At 46.9% G+C, this 25,489-nt stretch carries 29 protein-coding genes; 20 read left to right on the top strand and 9 right to left on the bottom strand.

Going from position 1 to position 25,489, the window contains the following annotated elements; all coding sequences use genetic code 11:
- The first annotated feature begins 57 nt into the window (after positions 1-57).
- The 7 genes from B0680_RS09685 (at position 58) to B0680_RS09650 (ending at position 5,070) form a co-directional block, all read left to right on the top strand.
- Positions 58-630: a YceD family protein gene (locus B0680_RS09685; protein WP_228143796.1), complete on the top strand. Its 573-nt coding sequence runs from the start codon at positions 58-60 to the stop codon at positions 628-630.
- Positions 631-872: 242 nt separating this feature from the next.
- Positions 873-1,055, top strand: a complete 183-nt coding sequence (gene rpmF / locus B0680_RS09680; protein WP_003656952.1) for a 50S ribosomal protein L32 — start codon at positions 873-875, stop codon at positions 1,053-1,055.
- 212 nt (positions 1,056-1,267) lie between these two features.
- Positions 1,268-2,227 (top strand): ACP S-malonyltransferase, encoded by a 960-nt coding sequence (gene fabD / locus B0680_RS09675; RefSeq protein WP_078254889.1) that lies wholly within the window; start codon positions 1,268-1,270, stop codon positions 2,225-2,227.
- Positions 2,224-2,952 carry a 3-oxoacyl-ACP reductase FabG gene (fabG, locus tag B0680_RS09670; RefSeq protein WP_078254888.1) on the top strand — a complete coding sequence of 243 codons (729 nt, stop codon included), beginning with the start codon at positions 2,224-2,226 and terminating at the stop codon, positions 2,950-2,952. Before fabD ends, fabG begins: the two co-directional genes overlap by 4 nt.
- A gap of 510 nt (positions 2,953-3,462) precedes the next feature.
- Positions 3,463-3,699 carry an acyl carrier protein gene (acpP, locus tag B0680_RS09660; protein WP_078254886.1) on the top strand — a complete coding sequence of 79 codons (237 nt, stop codon included), beginning with the start codon at positions 3,463-3,465 and terminating at the stop codon, positions 3,697-3,699.
- A 190-nt stretch (positions 3,700-3,889) separates the two neighbouring features.
- A complete protein-coding gene (gene lysM / locus B0680_RS09655; RefSeq protein WP_078254885.1) occupies positions 3,890-4,399 on the top strand; it encodes a peptidoglycan-binding protein LysM in 510 nt (169 codons plus the stop codon).
- A gap of 146 nt (positions 4,400-4,545) precedes the next feature.
- Positions 4,546-5,070: a hypothetical protein gene (locus tag B0680_RS09650; protein WP_143821417.1), complete on the top strand. Its 525-nt coding sequence runs from the start codon at positions 4,546-4,548 to the stop codon at positions 5,068-5,070.
- Positions 5,071-5,077: 7 nt separating this feature from the next.
- Here the strand turns inward: B0680_RS09650 and queG are convergent, their stop codons facing one another.
- Both queG and B0680_RS09640 read right to left on the bottom strand, forming a co-directional pair.
- A complete protein-coding gene (gene queG, locus B0680_RS09645) occupies positions 5,078-6,262 on the bottom strand; it encodes a tRNA epoxyqueuosine(34) reductase QueG (protein ID WP_228143795.1) in 1,185 nt (394 codons plus the stop codon).
- Positions 6,255-6,611 carry a DUF4124 domain-containing protein gene (locus tag B0680_RS09640; protein WP_078254882.1) on the bottom strand — a complete coding sequence of 119 codons (357 nt, stop codon included), beginning with the start codon at positions 6,609-6,611 and terminating at the stop codon, positions 6,255-6,257. The genes queG and B0680_RS09640 overlap by 8 nt, the downstream gene beginning before the upstream one ends.
- Before the next feature lie 592 nt (positions 6,612-7,203).
- Between B0680_RS09640 and B0680_RS09635 the strand changes: the two genes are divergently transcribed.
- The 8 genes from B0680_RS09635 (at position 7,204) to B0680_RS09600 (ending at position 14,531) form a co-directional block, all read left to right on the top strand.
- Positions 7,204-8,931, top strand: a complete 1,728-nt coding sequence (locus B0680_RS09635; RefSeq protein ID WP_211271276.1) for an acetolactate synthase 3 large subunit — start codon at positions 7,204-7,206, stop codon at positions 8,929-8,931.
- A complete protein-coding gene (gene ilvN, locus B0680_RS09630; RefSeq protein ID WP_078254880.1) occupies positions 8,931-9,446 on the top strand; it encodes an acetolactate synthase small subunit in 516 nt (171 codons plus the stop codon). Before B0680_RS09635 ends, ilvN begins: the two co-directional genes overlap by 1 nt.
- A gap of 15 nt (positions 9,447-9,461) precedes the next feature.
- Positions 9,462-9,896 (top strand): hypothetical protein, encoded by a 435-nt coding sequence (locus tag B0680_RS09625; RefSeq protein ID WP_078254879.1) that lies wholly within the window; start codon positions 9,462-9,464, stop codon positions 9,894-9,896.
- Between the two features lie 71 nt (positions 9,897-9,967).
- Entirely contained in the window at positions 9,968-10,990 is a 1,023-nt protein-coding gene (ilvC, locus tag B0680_RS09620) for a ketol-acid reductoisomerase (RefSeq protein ID WP_078254878.1), read from the top strand.
- A 176-nt stretch (positions 10,991-11,166) separates the two neighbouring features.
- Positions 11,167-11,583, top strand: a complete 417-nt coding sequence (locus B0680_RS09615) for a hypothetical protein (RefSeq protein WP_078254877.1) — start codon at positions 11,167-11,169, stop codon at positions 11,581-11,583.
- 326 nt (positions 11,584-11,909) lie between these two features.
- Complete coding sequence (locus tag B0680_RS09610) at positions 11,910-12,122, top strand: cold-shock protein (protein WP_078254876.1); 213 nt, start codon at positions 11,910-11,912, stop codon at positions 12,120-12,122.
- A 73-nt stretch (positions 12,123-12,195) separates the two neighbouring features.
- Positions 12,196-13,998: a DUF2157 domain-containing protein gene (locus tag B0680_RS09605; RefSeq protein ID WP_078254875.1), complete on the top strand. Its 1,803-nt coding sequence runs from the start codon at positions 12,196-12,198 to the stop codon at positions 13,996-13,998.
- The gene (locus B0680_RS09600) at positions 13,995-14,531 is read left to right on the top strand and encodes a GDYXXLXY domain-containing protein (RefSeq protein WP_078254874.1); all 537 of its coding nucleotides are present in this window, start codon (positions 13,995-13,997) and stop codon (positions 14,529-14,531) included. Before B0680_RS09605 ends, B0680_RS09600 begins: the two co-directional genes overlap by 4 nt.
- A 4-nt stretch (positions 14,532-14,535) precedes the next feature.
- Here the strand turns inward: B0680_RS09600 and B0680_RS09595 are convergent, their stop codons facing one another.
- The 3 genes from B0680_RS09595 to B0680_RS09585 form a co-directional block, all read right to left on the bottom strand.
- Positions 14,536-15,933: an MATE family efflux transporter gene (locus B0680_RS09595; RefSeq protein ID WP_078254873.1), complete on the bottom strand. Its 1,398-nt coding sequence runs from the start codon at positions 15,931-15,933 to the stop codon at positions 14,536-14,538.
- A 117-nt stretch (positions 15,934-16,050) separates the two neighbouring features.
- Positions 16,051-17,142, bottom strand: coding sequence for a hypothetical protein (locus B0680_RS09590; RefSeq protein WP_143821416.1), 1,092 nt, complete (start codon positions 17,140-17,142; stop codon positions 16,051-16,053).
- A 51-nt stretch (positions 17,143-17,193) separates the two neighbouring features.
- On the bottom strand, positions 17,194-18,165 hold the full coding sequence (locus B0680_RS09585) for an acyltransferase (RefSeq protein WP_143821415.1): 972 nt from the start codon (positions 18,163-18,165) through the stop codon (positions 17,194-17,196).
- 507 nt (positions 18,166-18,672) lie between these two features.
- Between B0680_RS09585 and B0680_RS09580 the strand changes: the two genes are divergently transcribed.
- Both B0680_RS09580 and B0680_RS09575 read left to right on the top strand, forming a co-directional pair.
- The gene (locus tag B0680_RS09580; RefSeq protein WP_143821414.1) at positions 18,673-19,347 is read left to right on the top strand and encodes an OmpA family protein; all 675 of its coding nucleotides are present in this window, start codon (positions 18,673-18,675) and stop codon (positions 19,345-19,347) included.
- Between the two features lie 126 nt (positions 19,348-19,473).
- The gene (locus B0680_RS09575) at positions 19,474-20,163 is read left to right on the top strand and encodes a M48 family metallopeptidase (protein WP_078254871.1); all 690 of its coding nucleotides are present in this window, start codon (positions 19,474-19,476) and stop codon (positions 20,161-20,163) included.
- Between the two features lie 125 nt (positions 20,164-20,288).
- On the opposite strand, the gene B0680_RS09570 is transcribed toward B0680_RS09575, so the two are convergent.
- The gene (locus B0680_RS09570) at positions 20,289-21,440 is read right to left on the bottom strand and encodes a glutathionylspermidine synthase family protein (protein WP_078254870.1); all 1,152 of its coding nucleotides are present in this window, start codon (positions 21,438-21,440) and stop codon (positions 20,289-20,291) included.
- The gene (locus tag B0680_RS09565) at positions 21,437-21,982 is read right to left on the bottom strand and encodes a hypothetical protein (RefSeq protein ID WP_228143794.1); all 546 of its coding nucleotides are present in this window, start codon (positions 21,980-21,982) and stop codon (positions 21,437-21,439) included. Before B0680_RS09565 ends, B0680_RS09570 begins: the two co-directional genes overlap by 4 nt.
- Before the next feature lie 254 nt (positions 21,983-22,236).
- Between B0680_RS09565 and B0680_RS09560 the strand changes: the two genes are divergently transcribed.
- From B0680_RS09560 to ccmE, 3 genes are read left to right on the top strand one after another with little or no spacing between them, the layout of a single operon-like run.
- Entirely contained in the window at positions 22,237-23,034 is a 798-nt protein-coding gene (locus tag B0680_RS09560) for a heme ABC transporter permease (protein ID WP_078254925.1), read from the top strand.
- Positions 23,035-23,042: 8 nt separating this feature from the next.
- The gene (gene ccmD / locus B0680_RS09555; RefSeq protein WP_078254868.1) at positions 23,043-23,246 is read left to right on the top strand and encodes a heme exporter protein CcmD; all 204 of its coding nucleotides are present in this window, start codon (positions 23,043-23,045) and stop codon (positions 23,244-23,246) included.
- A 22-nt stretch (positions 23,247-23,268) separates the two neighbouring features.
- Positions 23,269-23,805: a cytochrome c maturation protein CcmE gene (gene ccmE, locus B0680_RS09550; protein ID WP_078254867.1), complete on the top strand. Its 537-nt coding sequence runs from the start codon at positions 23,269-23,271 to the stop codon at positions 23,803-23,805.
- 61 nt (positions 23,806-23,866) lie between these two features.
- Here ccmE and B0680_RS09545 read toward each other — a convergent pair whose 3' ends face one another.
- Positions 23,867-24,481: a hypothetical protein gene (locus tag B0680_RS09545; protein WP_078254866.1), complete on the bottom strand. Its 615-nt coding sequence runs from the start codon at positions 24,479-24,481 to the stop codon at positions 23,867-23,869.
- A 100-nt stretch (positions 24,482-24,581) separates the two neighbouring features.
- Positions 24,582-25,424, bottom strand: a complete 843-nt coding sequence (locus B0680_RS09540) for a MetQ/NlpA family lipoprotein (protein WP_078254865.1) — start codon at positions 25,422-25,424, stop codon at positions 24,582-24,584.
- Positions 25,425-25,489 lie beyond the last annotated feature (65 nt).

Raw genomic sequence — 25,489 nt, 5'->3', positions numbered from 1 at the left:
CTTTGGCTGATTTTGTTTGAGAAATTTTACTTTTGAAATTGGCAAAAATATGCCATAATGCTAGCTTATCCCAAGATTTTGACGACCATGACACACACGCACAAACACCCCGATAATCAAACGCTACCAAACAATATCCTGCTTGAAAAATGGGCGGATATTGGCTTTCATTGGCAAGGTGAGATTGCCATTGATGAATTGCCACGCCTAAATGAGCAGACGGTGGGTGGTGGTCCTTTGCAGGTGGTGTTTGATTTGGCAAAACAAGACGGCATATTGTGGCTTGATTATCAAGTGTCAGGCAGTGCTAATGTCGGCTGTCAGCGTTGTCTTGATCCGTTTGCGATTGATTTATCGGGCGAATATCGCTTGGCGTTATTGAATGATGATAGCGAAATTGGCTTGGTTGATGGTGCTGAATATGTGCTGATTGATGAGCTTGGCGAGTCTGCCCGCCGATTGCTACCTGTCAAAGATTTGCTCGAAGATGAGCTGATTTTGGCATTGCCATTATCGCCACGCCATGCCGACTGTGAGATGCTGGTGGAGTCGGTCGGTGATGAAATCGAAGAAGAAACCCAAGAAAATCCCTTTGCGGCACTGGCAGCCTTAAAAGGTAAATTATCATAATATCAATCACTTAATGAGATTGAGTGTGATTGAAAATACAATTTGATGAAAAGTTTTGTAAATTTTTGCGATTAGGCTTTGAAATTTGCAAGATTTTTGCGTATAATACAGCGTTTATTGTGCATAGGTCTATGATGGACGGCGATTGATGCTTAATCGCATTGACACAAATTGACAAAGACGCACGAACCGTTTATTTCTTGATGGGCACAAACTGCCCACTGACTTAATTAGGAGCTATCATGGCAGTTCAACAAAACCGCAAGAGCCGCTCACGCCGTGACATGCGTCGTTCACACGACCATATCGCTATTGCTGAGCTAAGCATCGATTCTACTACTGGCGAAAAACACCTTCGCCACCACGCGACCAAAGACGGTTTCTACCGTGGTCGTCAGCTATTCAAGGTTAGCCAAGATAGCTAAGCATCACTGTGTGATGATGAAGCCAAGCCAACATTGCAAGTCAATGGGCTTGGTTTTTTATTTGGGTCGGAATAAGATTTCGTGAATTGTGCGGTCAGTTGATACATTTGGGTAAACAAATGTATTTTTTTGTGATAAAATTGGCAAAATATTTTTATTGAATTTTCCAATCAAGCCAAGCGTGTGTTGGCTAAATTTTACATAGGTGAATTATGACACAAGACATCACCACAGTTGCCAAGCGATTGGCGGTGGTTTTCCCTGGTCAAGGCTCGCAGACAGTCGGCATGATGAATGAGTTGGCTGAGACTTATGATGTGGTGCGCAAGACTTTTGATGAAGCAAGCGGTGCGCTTGGCTTTGATTTGTGGGAAGTGACCCAAGATGACAGCCGTCTGAACAAGACCGAATTTACACAGCCTGCGTTATTGACGGCAAGCATTGCCATTTGGCGTATTGTTGAGCCACTACTTGCCAAGCAGTCATTGAAGCCCCTATATTTGGCAGGGCATTCACTCGGTGAATACAGTGCACTTGTGGCATCAGGCGTGCTAAGTCTTGGCGATGCTGCCAAGCTTGTGCATGAGCGTGGCAAGCTGATGACTCAAGCGGTCAAGGGCATGGATACGCAGATGGCGGCTGTTTTGGGACTCGAAGATGAACAAGTGGTAAGCCTATGCGAAGAAGTCAGCGGTAGCACAGGCATCGTCAATGCGGCGAATTTTAATAGCCCAGGGCAAGTCGTGGTCGCAGGTACAGAAGTGGGCGTGGCAGGTGTGCTGTCAGCTGTTGAAGCGCTTGGCAAAAAAGCCGTACCGCTTAAAGTCTCTGTGCCATCACATTGTGAACTGATGAATCCTGCCAGCGATGCACTTGCCGAACTACTGAACCAAACCGCCTTTGGTGAAGCCAAAATCGCCGTCATCCAAAACCGCCATGCCAAAGTGCATTCCGATGTGGCGGATATCAAGCTTGCTTTGACCGAACAATTATCTATGCCTGTCCAATGGTCAAAAACCATGCAAAAGCTTGCTGACCAAGAGATTGAGCTGATTGTCGAATGTGGCCCGGGTAATGTATTATCCAACCTTGCCAAGCGTCAAGCTACCCCAATCACAGCATTGTCAACGGATAAATTGGCACGATTAGAAAAATTGGAGAATTTGGTATGAGTCGTAAAATTGTACTAGTAACAGGCGCAAGCCGTGGTATCGGCAAGGCAATCGCACAGCGTTTCGCTGACGAAGGGCATTTTGTCATCGGTACAGCCACGAGCGAAAAAGGCGCTGATGCCATCGCAGAATACTTGAGCGAATCAGGCGGTATCGGCCGTGTGCTGGATGTCTGCAGTGATGAAGATGTGGATAAGCTGTTTGAAGAAATTGATAGCGTCTATGGCGGTATCAATGTGCTTGTCAATAACGCAGGCATCACCAAAGACGGCCTGTTGATGCGTATGAAAGATGAAGACTGGGCAAGTGTCATCGACACCAACCTAACTTCTATCTATCGCATGAGCCGTCGTGCGGTGCGTGGCATGATGAAAGCCCGTCATGGTCGTATCATCAATATCACATCAGTCGTCGGTCAAATGGGCAATGCCGGTCAAACCAACTATGCCGCTACCAAAGCAGGTGTCGAAGGCTTTAGCCGTGCGCTCGCTCGTGAAATCGGCTCTCGTGGCGTGACGGTGAACTGTGTCGCACCTGGCTTTGTAGAAACTGACATGACTGAAGAGCTGGATGAACGCCTACTCAACTCAATGCTAGATGCCGTGCCAATGGGTCGCATGGGTCAGCCAGAAGAAATCGCCGCAGCGGTGTCATTCCTAGCCAGTGATGATGCAAGCTATATTACGGGAGCGGTGCTAGCAGTCAATGGCGGTATGTACATGTAATCGTCTTTCTAATCGTGGCTATTGCGTCGTTAGACTCGCTCGATGTACTAAATGTACACCATCGCTCGTCTGCCTAGCACTAGCCCCGATTAGTGTGACGATGGATTGTGCTTATACACCTGCGTTCGCCTGCCTAGCACTAAACGCCAGCCACTTTGATAACCCGATTTTTGTGCTTCGCGATAGATTTGCTTGATGCACCAAATGTACACCATTGTTTGCCTGTGTGGCATTAAACCCAACTGATTTGATAACCATTTGTTCCATGTGCTTAGCGGTTGGCATGGCTTGGCAAACATTGATTGGACTTAAGCGATGATTGCTTAATGTCATAAATTGGTTAAAAGCATTGACAAAGTACAAGTTTGCCATTATCATTGAAAAAAGTGTACATATGTATTCATAAACGCTTGCACTTTTTGGGCAAATGTTTTATGATACGATTCAAGTTTCATATGAGCCAACTTTCAGCGTGGTGCTGATGGCTCTTTTATTCAAAGGAAATTACCCATGAGCGATATCGAAGCCAAAGTAAAAGACGCAGTAGCTGAGCAACTAGGTCTAAGCGTTGATGAAATCAAAAACGACGCATCATTTATGGATGACCTAGGCGCTGACTCACTAGACCTAGTTGAGCTAGTGATGGCATTTGAAAGCAGTTTTGGCATCACCATCCCTGATGAAGATTCTGCAGAACTGACCACAGTTCAAAAAGCAATCGACTATGTAACTGCAAAAGTTGCTTAATAGCGATTACATACTTGAAAAACCGTTGATATCATTATCAACGGTTTTTTGTTGAGTTACAATATCGCTTAGCTTGAGTGCTGATGCTACATAAATTAACACTTCTACTAATATTGCGGATGATTTCTGTTGGGATTGTGCTTTATGATGAAGGTATCCAATGAGTTATTAACAAAGTAGGAGAAAGCATATGGGTATTTTTAGTTTTGCCAAAGACATCGGCGATAAAATTTTTAACCGTGATAAATCAGCACAAACAACCGCACCAGTGGCGAATGAACCAACTACAACCGCACCAGTGACAAGCAGTGAACCAAGCGCACAACAAATCGCCGAACTGCTATTGGCTCGTATCCAAGAACAAAATGTCAATATCGCAGGTCTAAAAGTTAATTATAACAGTGACAGCGACACCGTCATGCTATCAGGCACTGCCAAGACCCAAGAAGACCGTGAGCGTGCACGCCTAGCGGTGGGCAATGTGCAGTATGTCGAAACTGTCGTTGATGACATCGAAGTAGAAACACCTGCCGAAGAATCACGCTTTTATACCGTTGTCAAAGGTGATACACTATCAAAAATCGCCAAAGAAATGTACGGCAATGCCAATGATTATATGAAAATCTTTGATGCCAACAAGCCGATGCTAAGCCATCCAGATAAGATTTATGTTGGTCAAGTATTGCGTATTCCTGCTTAAGCATCTTGCTTGATTTAGGCATGATTCGATCAAATCCCAGGCATTGCTTGGGATTTTTGTTATCAATTTATTAAATAAAAGGTGTGATGATGATAAAAGGCAGTTATTTTATATTGCCATTTGCTATGATGGCATTGGTGGCTTGCATGCCAAAACATACAGTTGATGAGCAGATGGTCGGCTCATTCGACTCTGTGATGCAGGCAGATGCGACCGAGTCACTCTACCCATCGACACTTGCCAATGATCAGCGACAAACAGCGAGTCTGTCAGAATATCTCAATGCAATCAGCGACCCTGCCTATGTGGATATGTACCTAAAGCATGAGCCAAAGACGCATACCGTCGTGCTATTTACCGATGCCGATACCAAAGAGCGTCAGGCTTGGTTTGAAAAGCTGCGCCAAAAATTCGGCACAGATATCCGCCTACAAAAGGCTGTACTGACCAAAGTGCAGGCGCAGCGAGAATTTGATCAAATCAAAGTGTTGTTGACTCAACATCAGATTGACTTGCAAGGTGGTTATGACATCGAATTTGAACGCTATCAAGTGCATGTCGATGAAACGGATTATGAGCGTGCCAAACAGCTGTTACAGGCATTGCCATTTGGGTCACGCATCGATCTGCATGCAGGCGGTTTGGCAGTGCCAGAAGCGGGGCTTAATTAGCTGTGTGCTAAGCGTCATGGGCGGCGGTCAGCTCATCAATCGCCCAATAAATATGCTCATCAAGCATCGCATCCATGCCAAGCCGTGATTGTAGTGCGGTGATGGTGTCTATTTTGGCGGTGTCATCAGGCTGACTGTTGCCAAGAGCAATAGCGGTGTTACGCAGTAGATTGAGATAGCCTGTACGCCGAAGTGGTGAGCCTTCGGTCTTGGCCATAAACTCATCTTCATCCCACGCCCATACATCGAGCAGACGCACTTCATCAAGCCCATGTCGTGGTGCGTAATCAGCCACAGTGGCAATCTTGGCATAGCGATTCCACGGACAAATCAGCTGACAGTCATCACAGCCAAAGATGCGATTGCCGATGGCTTTGCGGTATTTGACATCGATACTGCCCTTGTGCTCAATCGTCAGATAAGAAATGCACGCCCCAGCATCGAGCGTGTGCGGTGCGATGATGGCTTGGGTTGGGCAAATATCAATGCAAGCAGTACAGCTACCACAGTGCACTTTGACAGGGTGGCTCTCGGTGTCGCCCATCAAATCAAGACTGATAAACAGCTCGCCCAAGTTAAAAAATGACCCTGCTTGACGATTAATTAGCAAAGTATGCTTACCTGTCCAGCCAAGCCCTGCGGCATCAGCAATCGGACGCTCAAAAATCGGTGCCGAATCACTAAACGGCCGAAATACAAAGGGCTTATCAGCACCGATGGACAGGTGTGTCCAATTAGGCAGCTCCGATTCGATAGCACGAGCCAGTTTTTTGAGCTGTTGGCGGACGGTCTTATGATAATCACGCCCCCGAGCATAGCGCGCGATGATGGCATGATTGGGGCGTTCATTATCTTCGATGCGTCGTGGTGCAGGCAGGGTATGCAGATAGTCCATGCGTACACTGATGATGGTCTTTGCACCATCAACGAGCTGATGCGGATTGGCTCGCAGTTCGTGATTGTCGTGCATAAAATCCAGCGTGCCGTACAGTCCTTGATTGAGCCATGCTTTGAGTGCTTGGGTTTGCTCGGCAAAGAGCGGATGGTGTACACTTAAAAATCCACAATCAGCAAAGCCGAGCTCGCACGCCTTAGCACGAATCCAGTCCTTGACATCATCGACATCGGGCAAGGTAGTGCTGTCTATGCGTGATGGCTGTGATGACGATGGTGGGGGTGATGGCTTAGTCATGGCAATACTGCGTGAGTGCATCACGGATTTGTGCTTGGCGTTCGCTGACTTGGGCGGGGCTTAGCTGTGTTTTGTTGCCTGATGCGTCAATCTCATGGATGACACCGCCGGCGTTTAGGGTGGTTAGATGTCCTTTGAGCTTTTGACAGTCTTGTTGCATCTTATCGTTTTTGGTGGTGCTGTGTAGCACGCTGATGGCTTGATAGGGCTTGCCAATCGGCGGTGTTTGGCTATACACCATCTCGCCAAATTGCCCTGTATATTGATAAATAGGCGCAGCGATGGCTGTGGCAAAGATGCCTGACAACCAAGATGTGTGCAAAATCAGCCAAAATAATCGCTTGAGCATGGGTTTTATTTATCAAATCAAAAGGGCTATTTTATCATGCGTTCGGTGGCTTTATTATTTATTTTTTGTCATAAAATTGGATAGATAATAATTAAAATTTATCATACTTGACAAAAATGCGCCAATTTTTACAAATTTTTAAAAAGAACGCCAAAAATAGCAAAATACGCTTGGCAAGGGCGGATTTTTGGGGTAAGATATTCATATTGTTTTGATGGCGCTTATAAACCATACTAAAAGTTATAAGCATTATCATGAGTCGGCGTAGCTATTTATCAGGTGCTGCGTTTGTGCGATTGGTGCCGTCGGATTACCGTTCGATGACGCAAGATTGTACATTGCAATAGGACTTATCGGTCTGCAAGACACAAGAAATTATCCCAATTCCTTTCTTGTTGGCATTGTCATGATGCCCTTGCTTTGAAGTCATCTTGTATTTGACAGTCCGTTACTGACCCACGCTACGCCATTTCGTCTGTATATTGCCGATATGATTGGCAAAAGGATGCAACTGATGACGCAAATTACCCAAAAAGATGCGACTGCACATTTTCACGAAGCCCAAGAACGCCTAGCCCGTGGTGAGACGGTGATGATGTCTGGTGGCGAGATGTTGGTTCAAGCCTTGATTGATGAAGGCGTTGAGTACATTTTTGGCTATCCAGGCGGTGCGGTACTGCACATTTATGATGCCTTATTCAAACAAGACAAAATCGAGCATATCCTAGTTCGCCATGAGCAGGCGGCAGGTCATATGGCAGATGCCTATAGCCGTACTACAGGCAAGACTGGTGTGGTGCTGGCGACCTCTGGCCCGGGTGCGACCAATACCGTGACCGCCATTGCTACCGCTTATATGGACTCTATCCCGATGGTCATCCTAGCAGGTCAGGTACCGACCACACTCATCGGTGATGATGCTTTCCAAGAGTGTGACATGGTGGGTATCTCTCGCCCAATCGTCAAGCACAGCTTCCAAGTACGCAGTGCCGAAGAAATCCCTGAAATCATCAAAAAAGCATTCTACATCGCAGGCTCAGGTCGTCCAGGCCCTGTCGTGGTCGATATTCCAAAAGATATGACCAACCCAAGCGATAAATTCGCTTATCATATGCCTGAATCGGTGTCGATGCGCTCGTATCAGCCGACGCACAAAGGGCATGGCGGTCAAATCAAAAAAGCCATCGAAACCCTACTTTCTGCCAAGCGTCCAGTGCTGTACTCAGGCGGCGGTGTGATTTTGGGCAATGCTAGCGATGAATTGCGTCAATTGGCGGATATGCTTAAGCTACCTGTTACCAATACCTTGATGGGTCTGGGTGCGTATCCAGGCTCAGGTGAGCAGTTCATCGGTATGCTGGGTATGCATGGTACTTATGAAGCCAACATGACCATGCACCATGCGGATGTGATTTTGGCGATTGGTGCACGCTTTGATGACCGTGTGACCAATAATGTCAAAAAATTCTGCCCAAATGCAACCGTCATCCATATCGATGTCGATCCTGCAAGCATCTCAAAGACCATCACAGCGCACATCCCAATCGTCGGTGATGTCAAGCTTGTGCTGACCGAGATGCTATCACTGCTCAAAGAAACTGATAAGCGTATCGATGAGCACGCACTGAACGACTGGTGGCAACAAATCAACGAATGGCGTAAGCGTCACGGGCTACACTATGATGCCGATGATATGGAAGCTGAAATCCACGCCATCAAGCCGCAGCACGTCGTTGAGACATTGTATAAGCTAACCAAAGGTCAAGCCATCATCACATCCGATGTTGGTCAGCACCAAATGTTCGCTGCACTGTACTATAAATATGATGAACCACGCCAATGGCTCAACTCAGGTGGTCTAGGTACGATGGGTGTAGGCCTGCCGTATGCGATGGCAGCCAAGCTTGCTCGTCCCGAAAAAACAGTCGTCTGTATCACAGGCGAAGGCTCAATTCAGATGAATATCCAAGAGCTATCGACCTGCCTACAGTACAATCTACCTGTAAAAATCCTAAACCTAAACAATGCTCAGCTGGGTATGGTCAAGCAGTGGCAAGATATGCTATACGAAGCACGCCATGCGCAGTCGTATATGAAGTCGCTGCCTGATTTTGTGAAGCTTGCCGAAAGCTACGGTCATGTGGGTGTCAAGATTACCAATCCTGCGACGATGGAACAAGAGCTGGCAGCGGCGCTGGCGATGGATGATAAGCTTGTATTTATCGATGTCTATGTTGATAAGAGTGAGCACGTCTATCCGATGCAAGTGGCAGGTCAGTCAATGCGTGATATGTGGCTATCAAAAGGGGAGCGCACCTAATGTCAAATCAAGTCCATAAACATCTGATTTCTGTATTGATGGAAAACGAAGCAGGGTCGCTATCTCGTGTGGTTGGTCTGTTTTCACAGCGTGGCTACAACATTGATACGCTCAATGTCGCCGCAACCGACGATCCGACGATTTCTCGTCTGACGCTGACGACCATCACCACCAATGATAAGATTGAGCAAATCACCAAACAGCTACACAAGCTGATCGAAGTGGTCAAGGTACAAAACCTGTCTGAAATCAGTGGTGGTAGCCAAATCGAGCGTGAGCTGATGCTGATCAAAGTGCGTGCCACAGGCTCACACCGCGAAGAAGTCAAGCGTACGGCGGATATTTTCCGTGCCCAAATCGTCGATGTCACCCCAAATCTGTACACCATCTTGATCACCGGTGATGCTGGCAAGCTTGACGGCTTTATCGATGTCATTGGCCGTGATCGTATCCTAGAAGTGGTACGCTCAGGCGTGATTGGTATCGCTCGTGGTGAGAAGACATTGAGTTTGTGATAGGAAGGTGGGTAGATGAAAGTTATAAATGTATTAACGGCATTGGCTTTGGTCTGCTTGCCAACCCTTGCCGTTGCAAATAACTTACCGTTTGTGGGTAAGCGGGATTTTGATCTTACCCCTGCAACAGGTAATGTACCACCTGGTCTTTTTGGTGGCAGTGGTAGTCATTATCGATATATTGAAATTAATAAAAATGGGCGAGTCAAAATCACTGGTAGTGGCTGTGCTGGCGTAGCTAGTTGCAGTACTAACACATTGTATCAAGGTAAGTATCAATCTGTAATGCCTATTGGTTATGGCGAATATGTTTCAGTGCTAAACAAAAACCAAATCGCCTATACGGATAAATATGGTAATATTTTGAATGAGTGTACGCATTTTTATTCGGAAGAAGACTATATTGAAGGTCAACCCTGTATCGGTGATTTGCGCAAAGTTCGTAAATGATTTTAAATTGATTTAAATAATTTTTTTAACTTTAACCCTGCCAATTTTGGCAAATTATCAAGGAAACTCTTATGAGCCTAAATATCTATTATGACAAAGATTGTGATTTGTCGATCATCCAAAGCAAAAAAGTTGCCATCATTGGCTACGGTTCTCAAGGCCATGCACACGCATTGAACCTAAAAGATTCAGGCGTTGATGTGACTGTCGGTCTGCGTGCTGGTTCTGCTTCTTGGAAAAAAGCTGAAAACGCTGGCCTAAAAGTCGCTGAAACTGCCGACGCGGTCGCTGGTGCGGATGTGGTCATGATTTTGACCCCAGACGAATTCCAACGCCAACTTTATAAAGAAGTCATCGAGCCAAACATCAAGCAAGGTGCAACTTTGGCATTTGCTCACGGCTTTGCAATCCACTACAACCAAGTTGAGCCACGTAGCGATCTAGACGTAATCATGGTTGCACCAAAAGCACCAGGCCACACTGTACGCTCTGAGTTCACCAAAGGTGGCGGTATCCCTGATTTGATCGCTGTATGGCGTGATGCATCAGGCTCAGCTAAGCAGCTCGCACTGTCTTATGCAGCAGGCGTGGGTGGCGGCCGCTCTGGTATCATCGAAACCACTTTCAAAGACGAAACCGAAACTGACCTATTTGGTGAGCAAGCGGTTCTATGTGGTGGTGCAGTTGAGCTTGTGAAGATGGGCTTTGAAACCCTAGTAGAAGCAGGCTATGCACCAGAGATGGCATACTTTGAATGTTTGCACGAGCTTAAGCTGATTGTTGATTTGATGTACGAAGGCGGTATCGCTGACATGAACTACTCAATCTCTAACAACGCTGAGTACGGTGAGTATGTGACTGGCCCAGAAGTCATCAACGAAGAATCACGCAAAGCCATGCGTAATGCCCTAAAACGCATCCAAGATGGCGAATACGCGAAGATGTTCATCGCTGAAGGTATGACTAACTACCCATCAATGACTGCTCGTCGCCGCAACAATGCAGCACACCCAATCGAAACCACTGGTGCTAAGCTACGTGCGATGATGCCTTGGATTGGCGGTAACAAAATCATCGACAAAGAAAAGAACTAATTTCTCGGTTCTAAATTTGTCCAAAACAGTCATCCTGCGGGGTGGCTGTTTTTTTGTTTAGTGATGCTTGGCTGGATATGGTGGGTGTAGGTCGTCTGCACTGGATGAATTTGGCCGAAAAGTAGCGAAACAGCCAAGCTTTGGCTATAATAGCGATTTTGACAATTGAGATGACCATGAACCAACCGCTACTCATCACCATCTATCTGTGGGCAAGCCTAGCTGTGGCGCTGATGATTATTATCGAAAATGGGCTGCTGCGTCGGTACGGTGGTCGCCTACCGAATACGCCGCTGTTGATGGTGATTAGCATCACGACGAGCATTTGGGGCTTTGTTGTGCCTGCTGTACTGTACTTTTTACCAATAGAAGGCATGATGCGTGCGGTGCCTGTGGCGTATATCGTCTATGTGTTTGCCACTTTGGTGTATAGTTTTCGCTTGGTGCGTGGCAAGGATTTGCCCGATGATCCCAATGACATCATCATGCCGAGTGCTTATATGAATTTTTGTCAGTCATTTGGCATCGTGTATTTATTATTGTGCATGGTGGTATTGGCGTGGCATTATGGCGTGGTTCAGTTACCACTGTGATGATGTCATTCACCGAGTGAATATTTTTATAAATAATTTAAGACTTTTTGAGAAAAATTTGTTATAATAATTCTCATGGTATTTATGTACCAGAGTTTGATTTAGTTTAGGCATAGATTTTTCTTGGTCTAGACCGAAATGACTTTGATAACTGCAGACAGACGCAGTGGTATCAAGCATTCTTTAGAAAGACCAGTAAGTTTCTTATTTGGATGAGTGAAGAAGTTAGGGTGATTTGCCCGTGATCCCGATCGTTTTGTAAGTTTTGCATGAATAGCATAAGTTGCGTGTTTTACGCTTTTCATCATCCAAATTAGGAAAATATTATGTCAAACAAAGTTTTAGGCACTGTTAAGTGGTTCAATGAATCAAAAGGTTTTGGCTTTATCGCTCAAGACAATGGCGGTCAAGATGTGTTCGCACATTATAGCGCCATCAAAGGTTCTGGTTTTAAGACCCTTGCTGAAGGTCAAAAAGTATCATTCATTCTAGGCGAAGGCAAAAAAGGCCCACAAGCTGAAGAAATCGAAGCAATCTAATCGCTTGGTATTGCCAAGTTGCAAATACCGCCTATAATGATTATGGGCGGTATTTTTTTATTGGAATAAACACATGGCACGCATCAAGACAACACCGGCAAAAACGCCATCAACCACCATCGCACACGCACTCATCTCACCGCAGATGACGGCGCATTTTGGGCTATTTGGCTTGGCACTCGTGGCGGTGTCATTGTTGTATCTTGTGGGGGCAAATTGGCTGCTACTGTCCGATATGGTCAAGATTGCCATTCCGATGGCGGTGCTTATGCTGTCTGCTGTGGCGAGTCTGCGTACGGCGGGCGTGTGGATGAGTGCGCTGCATACGGTGTGTGCGCTGATGGCGGGGCTGCTGCTTGCGGTGATTGGTCAGGTGTATCAGACGGGCGCAGATAGTCTGTGGCTGTTTGTGCTGTGGTCACTATTGATTGTGCCGTGGCTGTATCGGGTCAATGACGGGGCGATGGTGCTATTGATGGTGGTGTCGCAGATTGCACTGTGGCTGACGGTCGATCAGATGGCATGGAATGAGTATTGGTATCCTGCGTGGGCGATGGTGTTGTTGCTTGGGGGGTGGCGAGTATTTGGGCGGTGTCGCCTGTCGTGGCTTGTGGCGCTGGGTTTGTCGATGATTGCGGTTTATACGGCAAGTGTTGATTGGTCTAGGCTGTCGGCAGCACAGTTGTTTTGTACGCTTATGGTGGTGGTCTCGCCGTGGTTATTTGCACTATGGGCAAGGGTTCGCCTGTCGGCATCTGAGCAGACGGCAAGCATTGCCATTGGTGTGGTCGGTGGGGCGTTGGCGGTGTTTGGCGCTGTGGTGATGGGTCTTGAGATACACTCTTTGCTTGTCATTACCATCTTGGCTCATGTGTGGTTTGGGGCGCTTGCCTTTGGCATTTATCAGCACTTTGGGCAAAATCTTGCCAAAGTCCAAACAGCACTGCTTGCCGTTGGTGGTTGGCTAAGTAGCTTATTTGCCTTGATTTGGCTGGTGGTGGATGTGCTGATGGGTGTGTCATCGGTGTGGGTGAATGCCGTGTATGCGCTCGTGGTGCTGATGCTTGGCTTTGGGGGGCTAATCAAATGGCAATACAGTGCCTATGCTCGCCATCTGGGCTATGCACTCGTAATCGTCGGCATGGGGCTTGTGGCATATACGCTGTTGGATCAGCTTAAGCAAAACAGTCTATGGGCGCTGATGGCAGTGCAGGCGTGTGTACTCGTGCTACTGTGGCGATGCCGTGTGCATTGGCTGTATTTGCTTGTGCATACGATGGCGTTATATCTATCGATGGTGGTGCAAAGCTTTGGGTCGTTTGATAGGCTGGCCGATTATGAGCATCTAAGTCCATCGGGGGTGGGGTTGTATGCGCTTGGCTTATTGCCTGTATTTTTGCTGAGCAAGCAGGCGTGGCTAGTGCGGGCACATCTGTCATGGCGATGGGCGGCGTGCTTGGTGCTGTCGGTGGTGGCAGGATTTGGGGCGTATTTTGGCGTTGCTGGGCATCAGCTGGATAATCAAGTAATGGCGGCGTTGCCATTATTGATACTATTTGGCGTGCTACTTGCTCGCTTGCCGATGAGCGTGATGCTGTGGCTATTGCCGCTTGGGGTGGTGGCAGGGTTTGGCTATGGGCATTTGCTTGCGGTGCTGATGGTGCTTGGGGTGGCGGTGATGCGTCGTGATTATCTGGTGTATGCACTGGCATTGATGGTGGGGATTGGGCTGTTGTGGCTGTTTTATTATCAGTTATCGTTGCCGTTTTTGGTGAAATTTGCCACGATTTTTGTGAGTGGTGTGGTGGTGCTGACGATGGGTGTTTTGCTAGATCGCCAAGTATCTGCTGAGTCTATCAAGGGGGTGAGTGTATGAAATTGCAACCAATCATCATTGCCCTACTAACGACAATCGTAGGCGGTGTGCTGATTTATCAGCATGAACAGCATCTATCGCAGGGGCAGACTGTCTATGCCAAGCTCGCACCTGCCGATCCTAGATCGCTCATGCAGGGTGATTATATGCAATTAGGCTATGAATTATCAGGCGTGAATGATGGTGGGATGATAAGTGAAACCGCTCGATGGCGTCAAGCATGGGCGCAGATTGATGGCGATGGGCGTATTGTCAGTGTCGATTGGCAAGCATCTGCCAAGCATGATACGCCGTTAATGCTCAAACACAACAGATGGCAGTGGTATCCTGCAACCGATAGCTTTATGTTTGCCGAAGGCTTGGGCGAGTGCTATGCCAAAGCAAGCTATGCCAAGCTGTCTGTTCGTGATGATGGCCAAGTCATGCTTGTGGACTTGGTGGATGATGCGCTTGCATCACTTGGTTGCACGCAGACATCATGGTGGCAGGGCGTACCTCATGCTGATGGTGGACAAGCAATAGCTTGGCAATAAATCATCAGCCGAGTGTGCGTACTCGTGATTCGTGCACCACTTTTTTGCTATGCACTTCTAAATACCATAGCAAAAACACCGCCGCCACGCCAAGCGAGATGACCAGTGCCGTCCAAAAGCCATAAATCCCCATACCGCCAAAAAATGCCATCACATAGCCCGGTATCAAGCCACAGCCCCAAAAGGCGATGATGTGAATCACCATCGGAATACTTGTCACCTTATAGCCACGCAGGGCATAGCTTGCCACGCATTGCACCGCATCCACCAGCTGAAACGCCGCTGCAAACAATATCAGCGATGCCGCAATCTCAATCACCGCCATATCATCGGTGTACATCTGCGCAAGCGGATAGCGAAACGCCACGAGAAATAACGCCGTGCCAACTGATGCCACAATCGCTGAGAGAATCGCCACGCCTGAGATATAGCGTGCTCGCGCAAATCGCTCTTGTCCAAGACTAAAGCCCACACGCACCGTCGATGCACTGCCAAGACTTTGGGGAATCATAAAAATCAAGCTTGTTAGACTCATGACAACTTGCTGTGCAGCGACAAAATCTTCGGTATTGCCATCCAATTTCGCCACCAAAAACATGATACAGGTAAATAGGCTCACTTCAATAAAAAACGATAAGCCAATCGGCACGCCAAGCCGTGTCATCTCGCCTAAGGTTTTGGGATTGGGCAGGCTAAATCGTGCCATCAGACCAAATTGGTCAAAGTGCTTATCCTTGACAATCAGCACCCACAGCACGGCGGCATTGACCCAAAATACAATCGCCGTCGCCAGCCCACAGCCAGCCCCGCCCAACGCAGGCATCCCAAATTTGCCATAAACAAAAATCCAGTTCAACGGAATGTTCAGCACAAAACACAGCCAGCTGACCCACATGATAAGCTTGGGGCGGTTTAGGCTTGATGCATAAGCGTGCAAGGCTCGATGAATCATCGCCGCAGGCATGGCAAGCCCGATGAACCATAGATAATTCTCGGCGATGGTGAGCGTCTGCTCGCTGACATCCAGCCATAGCTTAAACGGCGTAATCGCAAGCCACATCAGCCCCATGCCGATGATACCCATAATCAGTCCGTACCACAGCCCTTGTCGTCCCATCTCACCCACTTCATGACTGCCTTTTGCGCCAAATAGCTGAGCAATCATCGGATTGAGTGATGTCATCACTCCCATCAAGGTTACATAGACAGTCACAAAGACACTGCTACCGAGTGCCACTGCTGCCAAATCTGACTTGCCTGCACCACCTGCCATCACCGTATCAACAAAGCTTGTGCCGACTTGGGCAACCTGCGCAAGTAGCATGGGAATACCAAGCGTAATCAGCTCGGACAGCTCTTTTTTGTAGGTGGTGAATTGATAGCGGTTTAGGTCAAGTAGCATGGCGATATCATCATCTAAAAAAAGCGATATTGTATCAGATTTGCCTTGTCATGTATGATAAGTGTGATAAAAAAAGCAGAATGACTGGCATTCTGCTTTTGGCTTGATAATCAAGATTTACAACGGCAGCTGCTGAGCGTGTTTCCACTGCTGTTCTTTGACTTGTTGTTCAAAGGCGATTAGCACATCTTCGACGATATCGGTCACAAGTATCTGCACTTCTGGGCGTGATGTATCAATCTGCGCCACGCCATGCGCCACCGATTGCATTAGCCCGTCAAGCGTCTCATCATTGAATAGGTGTGCATTGATGGCGGTAGTGACATTCTCGCCGATGTGCTTACCGACATTGGTAATTTGTGACTCAATCATACCGCCAGCAATCGGAATCAGCTTAAGATATTTACGCAATTCAGGCGTATCGATGAGTGCTTTTTCGACAGCACGACCGATATCGGCGGACAGCTTAGCGCCTTGTTCGGCAAGTAGCGCCGCTTGCAGGCGTGGGGTCAGCTCGGTGCGTAGCATGGTCAAAAGTGCCGTTTCGATTTCATGGCGGTTTTGGCTGACGGTGCGGTGTAGTAGCTCGCCATGATTTTGACTGTGGCTAAGCTGTGCTCGAAAATTATCAATCGCCGTCAAAATCACACGGTCAGACAACTCTTCTAATAAGATATGATAATAAAAACGAGCCGATTTGAGCCATTGCTCGGGGATGACTTGGATACCAAGACTGTGTAGTCGCTTGATAATCACCACCGCACGCAGTAGTCGAAACGCACGCAGTGCAGGAAAACAGCCAAGCACTTCATACCAATGCACAAATGGGAAAAAGAACCAGCGATAATAAGTGCGTTTTTTGATGGCAATCAGCCAACGAATGCTCAAATCCGCCACCCAAAAGATGGTAAAAAATCCCGCCACCGTCGCCACCGACAGATGGTACGTATTTTGATAAGTGCTGAGCGCATCAGGCACACCCAGATAGCTTACGATACTACCAGCAAATTCGCTCATCAAAATATTATCCACCGCAATCAGGGTCAAATCAATGACAAGCAAAATCAACATCAAGATGTCATAGGCAAGCTTAGCCGTGCTGACTTCTCGTGTCTCATCCTTGTCCGTGCCATAGATGGGGATGACATCATCAGGCAGTTCGTGCTGTTGGGGCAGTTTAAAATCGTCTAAATCAGGGGTTTGTCGCATAGTTGTCGCTTAAATATCGCTTAAAAAAAGTGCAAAGGATGCATCAAAAAATCAGTGTGTGTCATTGCCAAAGTCGGCAAGCATCTCATCAATCTGGGCATCTTTGGCTTGCCAAATCGTATCAAGTGCGGTAAATAGCTCGGCTTTGATGGCATCATTGCTGTTGTATTCGCCACGCTTGAGCGCATCAAACAATGCATCATCAAGCTTGATGTGCTCAATATTCACGCCTAATCGGGTCAATTTGCCCGACCACAAATCGCTATATTCGGGTGTGCCATCAGGATAGACGATGGTCATATCCAAGATACCGTCAATCTCTTCGCCTAGACTTGAGATGGCAAGCGCAAAACCGCCCGCTTTGGGCTTGAGCAGATGTCGATAAGGCGACTGCTGTTTTTGGTGCTTGGCAGGGGTAAAGCGAGTGCCTTCAAGATAATTGAGTAGCACAAAAGGCTTACCGGTCAATAGCTGACAGGCACGGCGAGCTTCTTCGATGTCACGGCCGGCAAGCGCAGGATTTTTGGCAAGCGCTTCTTTTGAGTGGCGCTTCATCATCGGAAAGTCCAAAAAATAAAAGGTCTGACCGACAATTGGAATATAAATCAGCTCATGCTTGGCAAAAAAACGGGTAATCGGCAGGCGATTTTCGCTGATGTACTGAATGATACTCGTATCCACCCATGATTGATGGTTGCAGATGAGTAGGTATCTGCCGTTGGGGTTTAGGTCATCAGGCAGGGTGATGCGCCAATCTTTTTTTGGTAATACCTTATCAATCAATAAGTTATTGGTATTAATCCAATGATTGGCGATGCCAATGACGGTATCATCTGCACGCTTGGATTTGGTCAGTGTCTTTAAGATGCCTGCACTCATAACAGGCAAGCCAAAGGCAAGACTATTGGCAGCAATCGTGCCCGTGCTTGTGATGAGTGATAATTTTTGCGCAAGCTTGGGCGTGCCGTCGTGGAGCTTTTGAAATAGAGCAAAGGGCTTACGCTTGGGGGTTGTTTGGGTCATGATAAATTCCATTTGGCTAAACTTGACGGCATGAAACGATAACTTTTGCTACTTTAACACATCACACATCGTACACATCGCCAAATTCAGCGAGAATGTTACAGAGTGTGTCAAAATGCCGACAAGTGTTCACAATTTATCTTATTTTATCAAAAAACCACCAAAAACGGCGAGAATTTACGATACAGACTGTAAATGGGGCGATTTTTGACAAATTTTGAAACAATATTGCCGATGATTTGTTGCTAGTAAGACGATGTATGGAAAAATTGGCGATAAATTTGGATGATTTTTGTACAGAATTGATGGATTTTGAATGAATTTGCATAAAATTTATACAAACTGTATGGCAATTAAGAAAATTTTTCAATTAAAAATTATAGAAAATACACTAAGCAGATACACAGCTACTACAAACAAGTAAGAATTTTCGTTCATAATACAAACCAAGCAAGTCATCAAGCGTTTTTGATGGCGTTTATAAACATTCTCAACAAGGAGAAAACGATGAAAAGCATGAAAGTTCTAGGCGTATCAGTATTGGCAGCAAGCGTTGCATTGGCAGGCTGTGCATCAACTTCAGGTACAACAGGCACAACCACCACTGGCACAGGCATCAATAAAGCTGTTATCGGTGCAGTCGCTGGTGCACTAGGTGGCGCAGCAATCTCAAAAGCAACTGGCGGTGAGCACACTGGCCGTGATGCAGCAATCGGTGCGGTCATCGGCGGTGCAGCTGGTGCATATATGCAAAAGCAAGCTAAGCAAATCCAAACTCAAATGGCAGGCACTGGCGTTGAAGTGAAACAAGACCCAACCACAGGTAACATCAACCTTGTCATGCCGGGCAATATCACTTTTGCTTATGATGATGCGACACTAAACCCATCATTCACAACCAGCCTAAACCAATTGGCACAAACCATGAAGCAATATGACCAAACAACCATCGTCGTTGCTGGTCACACTGACTCAAACGGTTCTGATGCGTACAACATGAACCTATCAAAACAGCGTGCGCTATCGGTAGCTAACTACCTAGTCAGCCAAGGCGTATCAGCAAGCCGTATCCAAGCAGTTGGTTATGGTGAAGCACAACCTGTTGCATCAAATGCAACTGACGCAGGCCGTGCCCAAAACCGCCGTGTTGAGCTAACCATCAACACCCCACAAAATATGTAATCAACCCCTTTGATTGCACTTTTGCAAGACGAGTCATCAGCCGATGACTCGTTTTTTGTTGGGTGAAATTGGTCTAAGCATGGTACAATTTGTGCAATTTTATAATCATTATCACAGGTCAAATCAGTGCTCAATTGGATAAATCAAAAAGACACACTGGCAAGCTTGCACGATGACTTTGCTCAAGCAGGTATGCGTCTTATATTGACCAAAAAACGCATCAAAAACATCAACTTTCGGGTGAAATTGGACGAGTTTTTGGTCAGCTATCCTGTGCATATCAGCGAGCATCGGCTGATTGCGATGATTCGTGCGCGCTATGATTGGGCGGTATCTGCGCACCAAAAACTTATCCAAGCTAATGAGCAAAAGCCGGCAGCGATGGGCTATCTGTGGGGCGAGCCGTTTGATTTGGCAATGTGGCTAGCAAGCCATCAGCACCAAATCCACGCACGCACATTTAGGCGACTGACGACGCTTGCACCCGATGACTGCAAGGCATGGATTGACCGCTATGAATTGGCAAACTATGTTGATGACATTCTAGAAAAATGGCAAGCCAAAGTCGGCAAATCAGCAAGTTATATCAGCATCAAGCCGATGGTGAGTCGCTGGGGGAGTTGTAATGTACGCACCGCCAAAATCGCACTTTCTACGCATCTGGTCAGCTATCCTAAGGCTTGCACGGATTATGTACTGGTGCATGAGCTGTGCCATCTGATTCACGCTAATCACAGCCGTGAGTTTTGGGCGAGTGTAGAGAGTGTCATGTCTGATTATCAGACATGGCATCGAATGCTCAAAGGGCGAGTGTGATGGGAAGTGGATTGTATTTGCTTAAGCTGTCAAAATATGATGGATAATAAAAAACCGTTCGTGCCGTGATAAGCGTTACGAACGGTTTTTTTATAAGCTTGTAAAAACAAGTTGTTAAACTTACATCACATAAATGCGTGTGGCACAAACAAGCTTGTATCCTTAGTAATCAGTGTACTGTCTTCACGCACGCCAATCCCTGCTGGGCTATGACCGATAATCCAGCTACCTATCACTGTATAGACAGCTTGGCCTTGATGATTGGTGAACTGCGGTAGTGGGCTAAGTGCTTGATAAACATAGCCTTCTTGACCATAGATGCCATCGGTTGCGATGTTCATGCCGTCTTGGTGCAGGCTGATGTTTGCCCCTTCACGAGAGAAAAATGGCTTTTTGACCATATTGCCTGCGATGGCAGATGGGTTTAGGCTTGCTGGTAGCAGATTTGGATGATTTGGGAATAGCTCCCACAGCACAGCAAGCAAAGCTTTGTTGCTCATGAGTAGCTTATAAGCAGGCTCGATAAACTGCGTGCCACTGTGCTCGATATGACTGCCAAAGGCTTCGGAGAGTAGCCACTCCCACGGATACAGCTTGAACAGATGGCTGATGGCATGGTCTTGTAAGTCGGTAAATCGCCCATCATGCGCCCGATGACCAATCGCACCGATATCGATATAGTCGGTATTAAGCCCTGCTTGGATGGCGACATCTTGTAGATAGCGGGTGGTGGTGTAGTCTTCGACACTGGCAGAGACAGCGGTGAAATACAGCTTATCCTGCCCAATCGCAGGCTTCATCGCCCCAAATTCCACCAATAGCCGTTCATGAATGCTATTAAACTGGTCAGCGCCACTCAGCTCACCGCCTTGTGCCTGTAGCCAATACCACTGTGCGACACTGGCTTCAAACAGGGAAGTGGGCGTGTCGGCATTGTACTCGTATAGCTTGGGCGCGTTTGTCCCATCAAAGCACAAATCAAAGCGACCGTATAGGCTTGGCTCACGATTTTTGAAGCTGTGCTCAATCAGGCGTGCAGCAGTATCTGATAGCCCAAGCCGTGCATAGTCGCCTGTTTTGACGACATGGGCGACGGCTTGTAGGTACATCTGATGCAGTGTCTCGGTGGCGGTTTCGATGGTATCGATTTGGCGTTCATCGAAGATATAGCAGGCATCTTCTTGCCAATAATTGCCATCGATGCTGTGATAATCAAAGCCAATACGAGCCATTTCCCCTTGCCAGTCGGGGCGTGGGGCGACCTTGATGCGTCTCACGATGCAGCGCTCGTGCTACCGCCAGTTGCCCCAAAACCTTGACGGGTCGTGCCTGTCTTATTATCCGCTGTGGCTTGTGCTAGCGATTGGCGGTTTTGGTTGGCGGTTTGTTGTTGGGTGTTTTGTACAGGCTGCTGCGTGGTGGTTGGCGTTTGGGCAGTTTGTGATGCAGCGGCTGTCTGCGCTTTGCCTGCGCCAGCGGCTTTACTTGCCAGATAACCAGCGGCAGCACCAGCAGCGGCAGCACCCAGCATAGTACCGACACCACTGCCATTTTCAGCGGTGGCTTCACCTGTGCCTTGCTCAGCGGCAGCTTGCTCAGCCTGTGCTTGTGCTTCAAGCTCAGCAGCTTGGGCTTGTAGGGCGGCGGCTTGCTCCTGTAGGGCTTGTGCTTCAGCACTGGTGTACTGCTGTGTCTGCTCTTGCGGTGCAGGTGCGGTTGTTTGCGGTGCTTCGGCAGGCGAGCAGGCAGTCAGTCCTAGACCTGTTGCACCAAGTAGCACGAGTGAGATTTGGCGAGATGCTTTTGAAGGTTTGGTCATCTGTGTCATCAAAGTATCCAGTTTGGTGAATGAATTTACAACGATAATCCTATCATTATGCAGGCAAATCACCGATTTTACAAGGGATGGCAGGCGGATTGTTGATGAAAATTGCCAGAATCGCTTGCCAAATTTTGTATAGAGTAGGGCGAATTGTGCTATAATAGGCAGGCTTTGCCACTGATTTTGGCAAAGTGATGAGCGTAATTTTCAAAACTATTTTTAACTATGCAACCTTTGAGCTAGGTAGAAAAATGCCAAAAAATAGCCAAGCCACCAATAGCACGAGCCAAGCCAGTTTTTTTGGGCGACTTTGGCAAGGATTTTTGACCACTGTCGGCACTGAGCGATTTTTTCAGATTTTTTCACCTTGGGTAAAATATCTTGCCGCCATCGCAGCGATTTTGCTTGGTGTGGGTACGGTGTGGAGCTTGGGCTTTGCGCCACCTGATTATTTGCAGGGCAACAGCTATCGCATTATCTTTATCCATGTGCCAGCAGCGAGCCTTGCGATGAGCATTTATTTTGCGATGAGTGTGCTTGGGGTGATTTTTTTGGTATGGAAAATCAAGACCGCTAACATCGTCGCCCAAGCTATTGCACCGATTGGCTTTATCTTTTGTGTGCTAAGCCTATTGACAGGGTCGATTTGGGCGAAGCCGACTTGGGGCACTTATTGGGTGTGGGATGCGCGCCTGACATCGATGCTGATTTTGGCGTTTTTGTACGCAGGCGTGATGGCGCTGTTTGCGGCATTTGAGCATAGCAGTAATCGTGGCAAGGCGGCGGCGATTTTATCCATCGTCGGTGCGGTGAATTTGCCCATCATCAAATATTCGGTCGAGTGGTGGAATACCCTGCATCAAGGGGCAACCTTTACCGTGACCAATGCACCCAAGATGAGTGCATCGATGTGGGTGCCACTGCTGATTATGATGCTTGGGATGTATTTTTTGGTGGCGGCATTGGCGATTTATCGCACCAATTCGCTGATTTTGACCCGTGAAGCCAATAAAGCGTGGGTCACTCGATTGGTAAATTCGGATAAATAGGGCGAGCGATGACACCGTATTTCAAGACTTTTGGTGATTTTTTGGCAATGGGTGGGCATGGCTTTTATGTGTGGCTGTGCTATGCGATTACTTTTTTGGCGGTGCTTGGGCTCATCATCTATGCCAAAAACGAACGCAAGCAGACATTGCAGCGACTTGGCAGACAGCACACGCAGTCACGCCTAACCAACAAACAGCGTAAGCAATCTTAAATTATTTATAAAGAGCGACATCATGAATACAGTCAGACAAAAAAAGCTGATGTGGGTTATCGCAGTGCTACTCGGTGCTGTGGTGGCGGTGAGTTTGATTTTGTACGCCATTCGCAATCAGACGGATTATTATTTTGATCCGACTGCCATCGCCGCAGGGCAAGCGCCCGAAGCCAAGCGTATCCGTGCCGGTGGTATGGTCGTGGCAGGCAGTGTCAAGCGTGATCCGAATGATCAGCTCAATGTGCAGTTTGAAATCACCGACTTTAAGTCCACCGTGCCAGTCAGCTATCGTGGCGTATTGCCGGATCTGTTCGCCGAAAATTCAGGCGTCGTGGCAACGGGCGAGCTACAAAACGGCACTTTTGTCGCAAGCGAAGTACTCGCTAAGCATGACGAAAACTATATGCCACCTGAAGTCGCCAAATCGCTCAAGACCGAGCACGCCGCTCGTGGTACAGATGTCAATAATGGGCAGTTTGTCCCTGCGACATCGATGAGTGAGATCGATGAGCGTAACGCCAAAGAAGCTGAGCAGGCGCAGACTGAGCAGAAGTGATAAGCGTTAGCAATACCCCAAGCTATTTGCCTTGGGGTATTATTGTATGCACTAAGAGTAATTAATTATAAAGTTGGCTTGTGGGTACTTTGATAGCCTTGTCAGCTAGCCATTTGAATTTTTTGTTTTTCTCTTGCCATTCTAAAACATGATAAATGACAGTGGCGCTTTCGTAAGGTGTATCTATATTATGATAAGCGTTGCAGGTTACTTTGACAATCATTAAACGACTATTGTTTTTAAATAGTTGTTCAGCATCGCCCGTAATGCCATCGGTGAGCATTTCGCAAGTTTGTGTTGGATGGATGTTTTCATCATCAATCACACCAGCCGCTGTGGATAAAGCACCATAAACTTTACCTGTACTTTTATCAATCATAGCTCCACTTACGCACTGAGTGCCACAACCCCAACTGGTTGTAATGTATTTACCGGCAAAAGTAATTACGCCTTCTTGGTGTGCATCACCAATTCGGGTGCGAAAAGCACGTACAAATCCATCTTTTTTATTCAGCGCTGCTTTTTTGCCTTTATAAACCGAAGTATTGTAATTGGCAAATTTAAACCCTGTAATCTTTTCAGCATTTTTTAATTCTGTTTGATACCAATCATCGTAGTCATTCGCCAAAACCAATGTTGGCAAACAGCAAAAAGCAAATGCGGCAAGTTTTTTCATAATAACATCCTTTAAAACATGACTGAATAAATATTAAGATGCAATAATCTTATTTATAAAAAATCCCTTGATAAACAAGGGATTTTTAAGTTCGGCAAGATTACCAACCTTTGACCACAGCGCCTTTGAATTCTTCTTTGGCTTTGGCTTCTACTTCATCAGTTTGGTATGCTTTGACGAAGTTTTGGATGGCTGCAGAGTCTTTGTTGTCAGTACGAGCAACGATGATATTGACATATGGTGAGTCTTTGTCTTCAACAAATACACCGTTCTCATCAGCGGTTAGACCTGCTTGACCTGCATAGTTGTTGTTCACAACTGCCAAATCAACATCATCAATCGCACGAGCAGCAACTGAAGTATCGACTTCTTTAATCACTAGATTTTTTGGATTTTCAACGATATCTAGTGACGTTGATAGTAGGTTGGTGTTGTCTTTTAGCTTGATTAGACCTTGTTTTTCAAGCAAAATTAGCGCGCGAGCTAGGTTTGATGGGTCGTTTGGCACAGCGATGGTTGCGCCATCTTTTAGCTCTTCCACTGATTTGATGGTCTTTGAGTAGCCAGCTAGCGGATAGACAAAAGTATTGCCCACGATCACAAGATTATCAAGCTTTTTCTCTTTGCTGTCAGTGTCAAGATATGGCTTGTGTTGCATGGCGTTGGCATCTAGATCGCCTTTTGAGACAGCGGTGTTTGGCAGTGCATAGTCGTTAAACTCAACCAATTGGACATCTAGGTTGTATTTTTCTTTAGCAATTTTACTTGCGACTTCAGCAACCGCTTGCTCAGGGCCTGCCATTACGCCAACCTTGATGGTTTGGGCGGCAGGGGCGTCGCCTGCAGGCGCAGCAGCTTGTTCTGCTTTTTTGTCTTGACCACAGCCAGCTAGAGCGATGCCTGAAGCAAGGGCGCAGATACCAAAAAATTTACCAAAATTCATAATTCATCCTTAGAAATAAACACAAAAAATTTGTTCAATATCGTCATACAACTGCCATATTAAAT

It is taken from the genome of Moraxella pluranimalium (assembly GCF_002014825.1).
Taxonomy (GTDB): Bacteria; Pseudomonadota; Gammaproteobacteria; order Pseudomonadales; family Moraxellaceae; genus Moraxella; species Moraxella pluranimalium.
The sequence above is the reverse complement of the archived record's forward strand: the minus strand, read 5'-3'. Positions and strand labels throughout refer to the sequence as shown.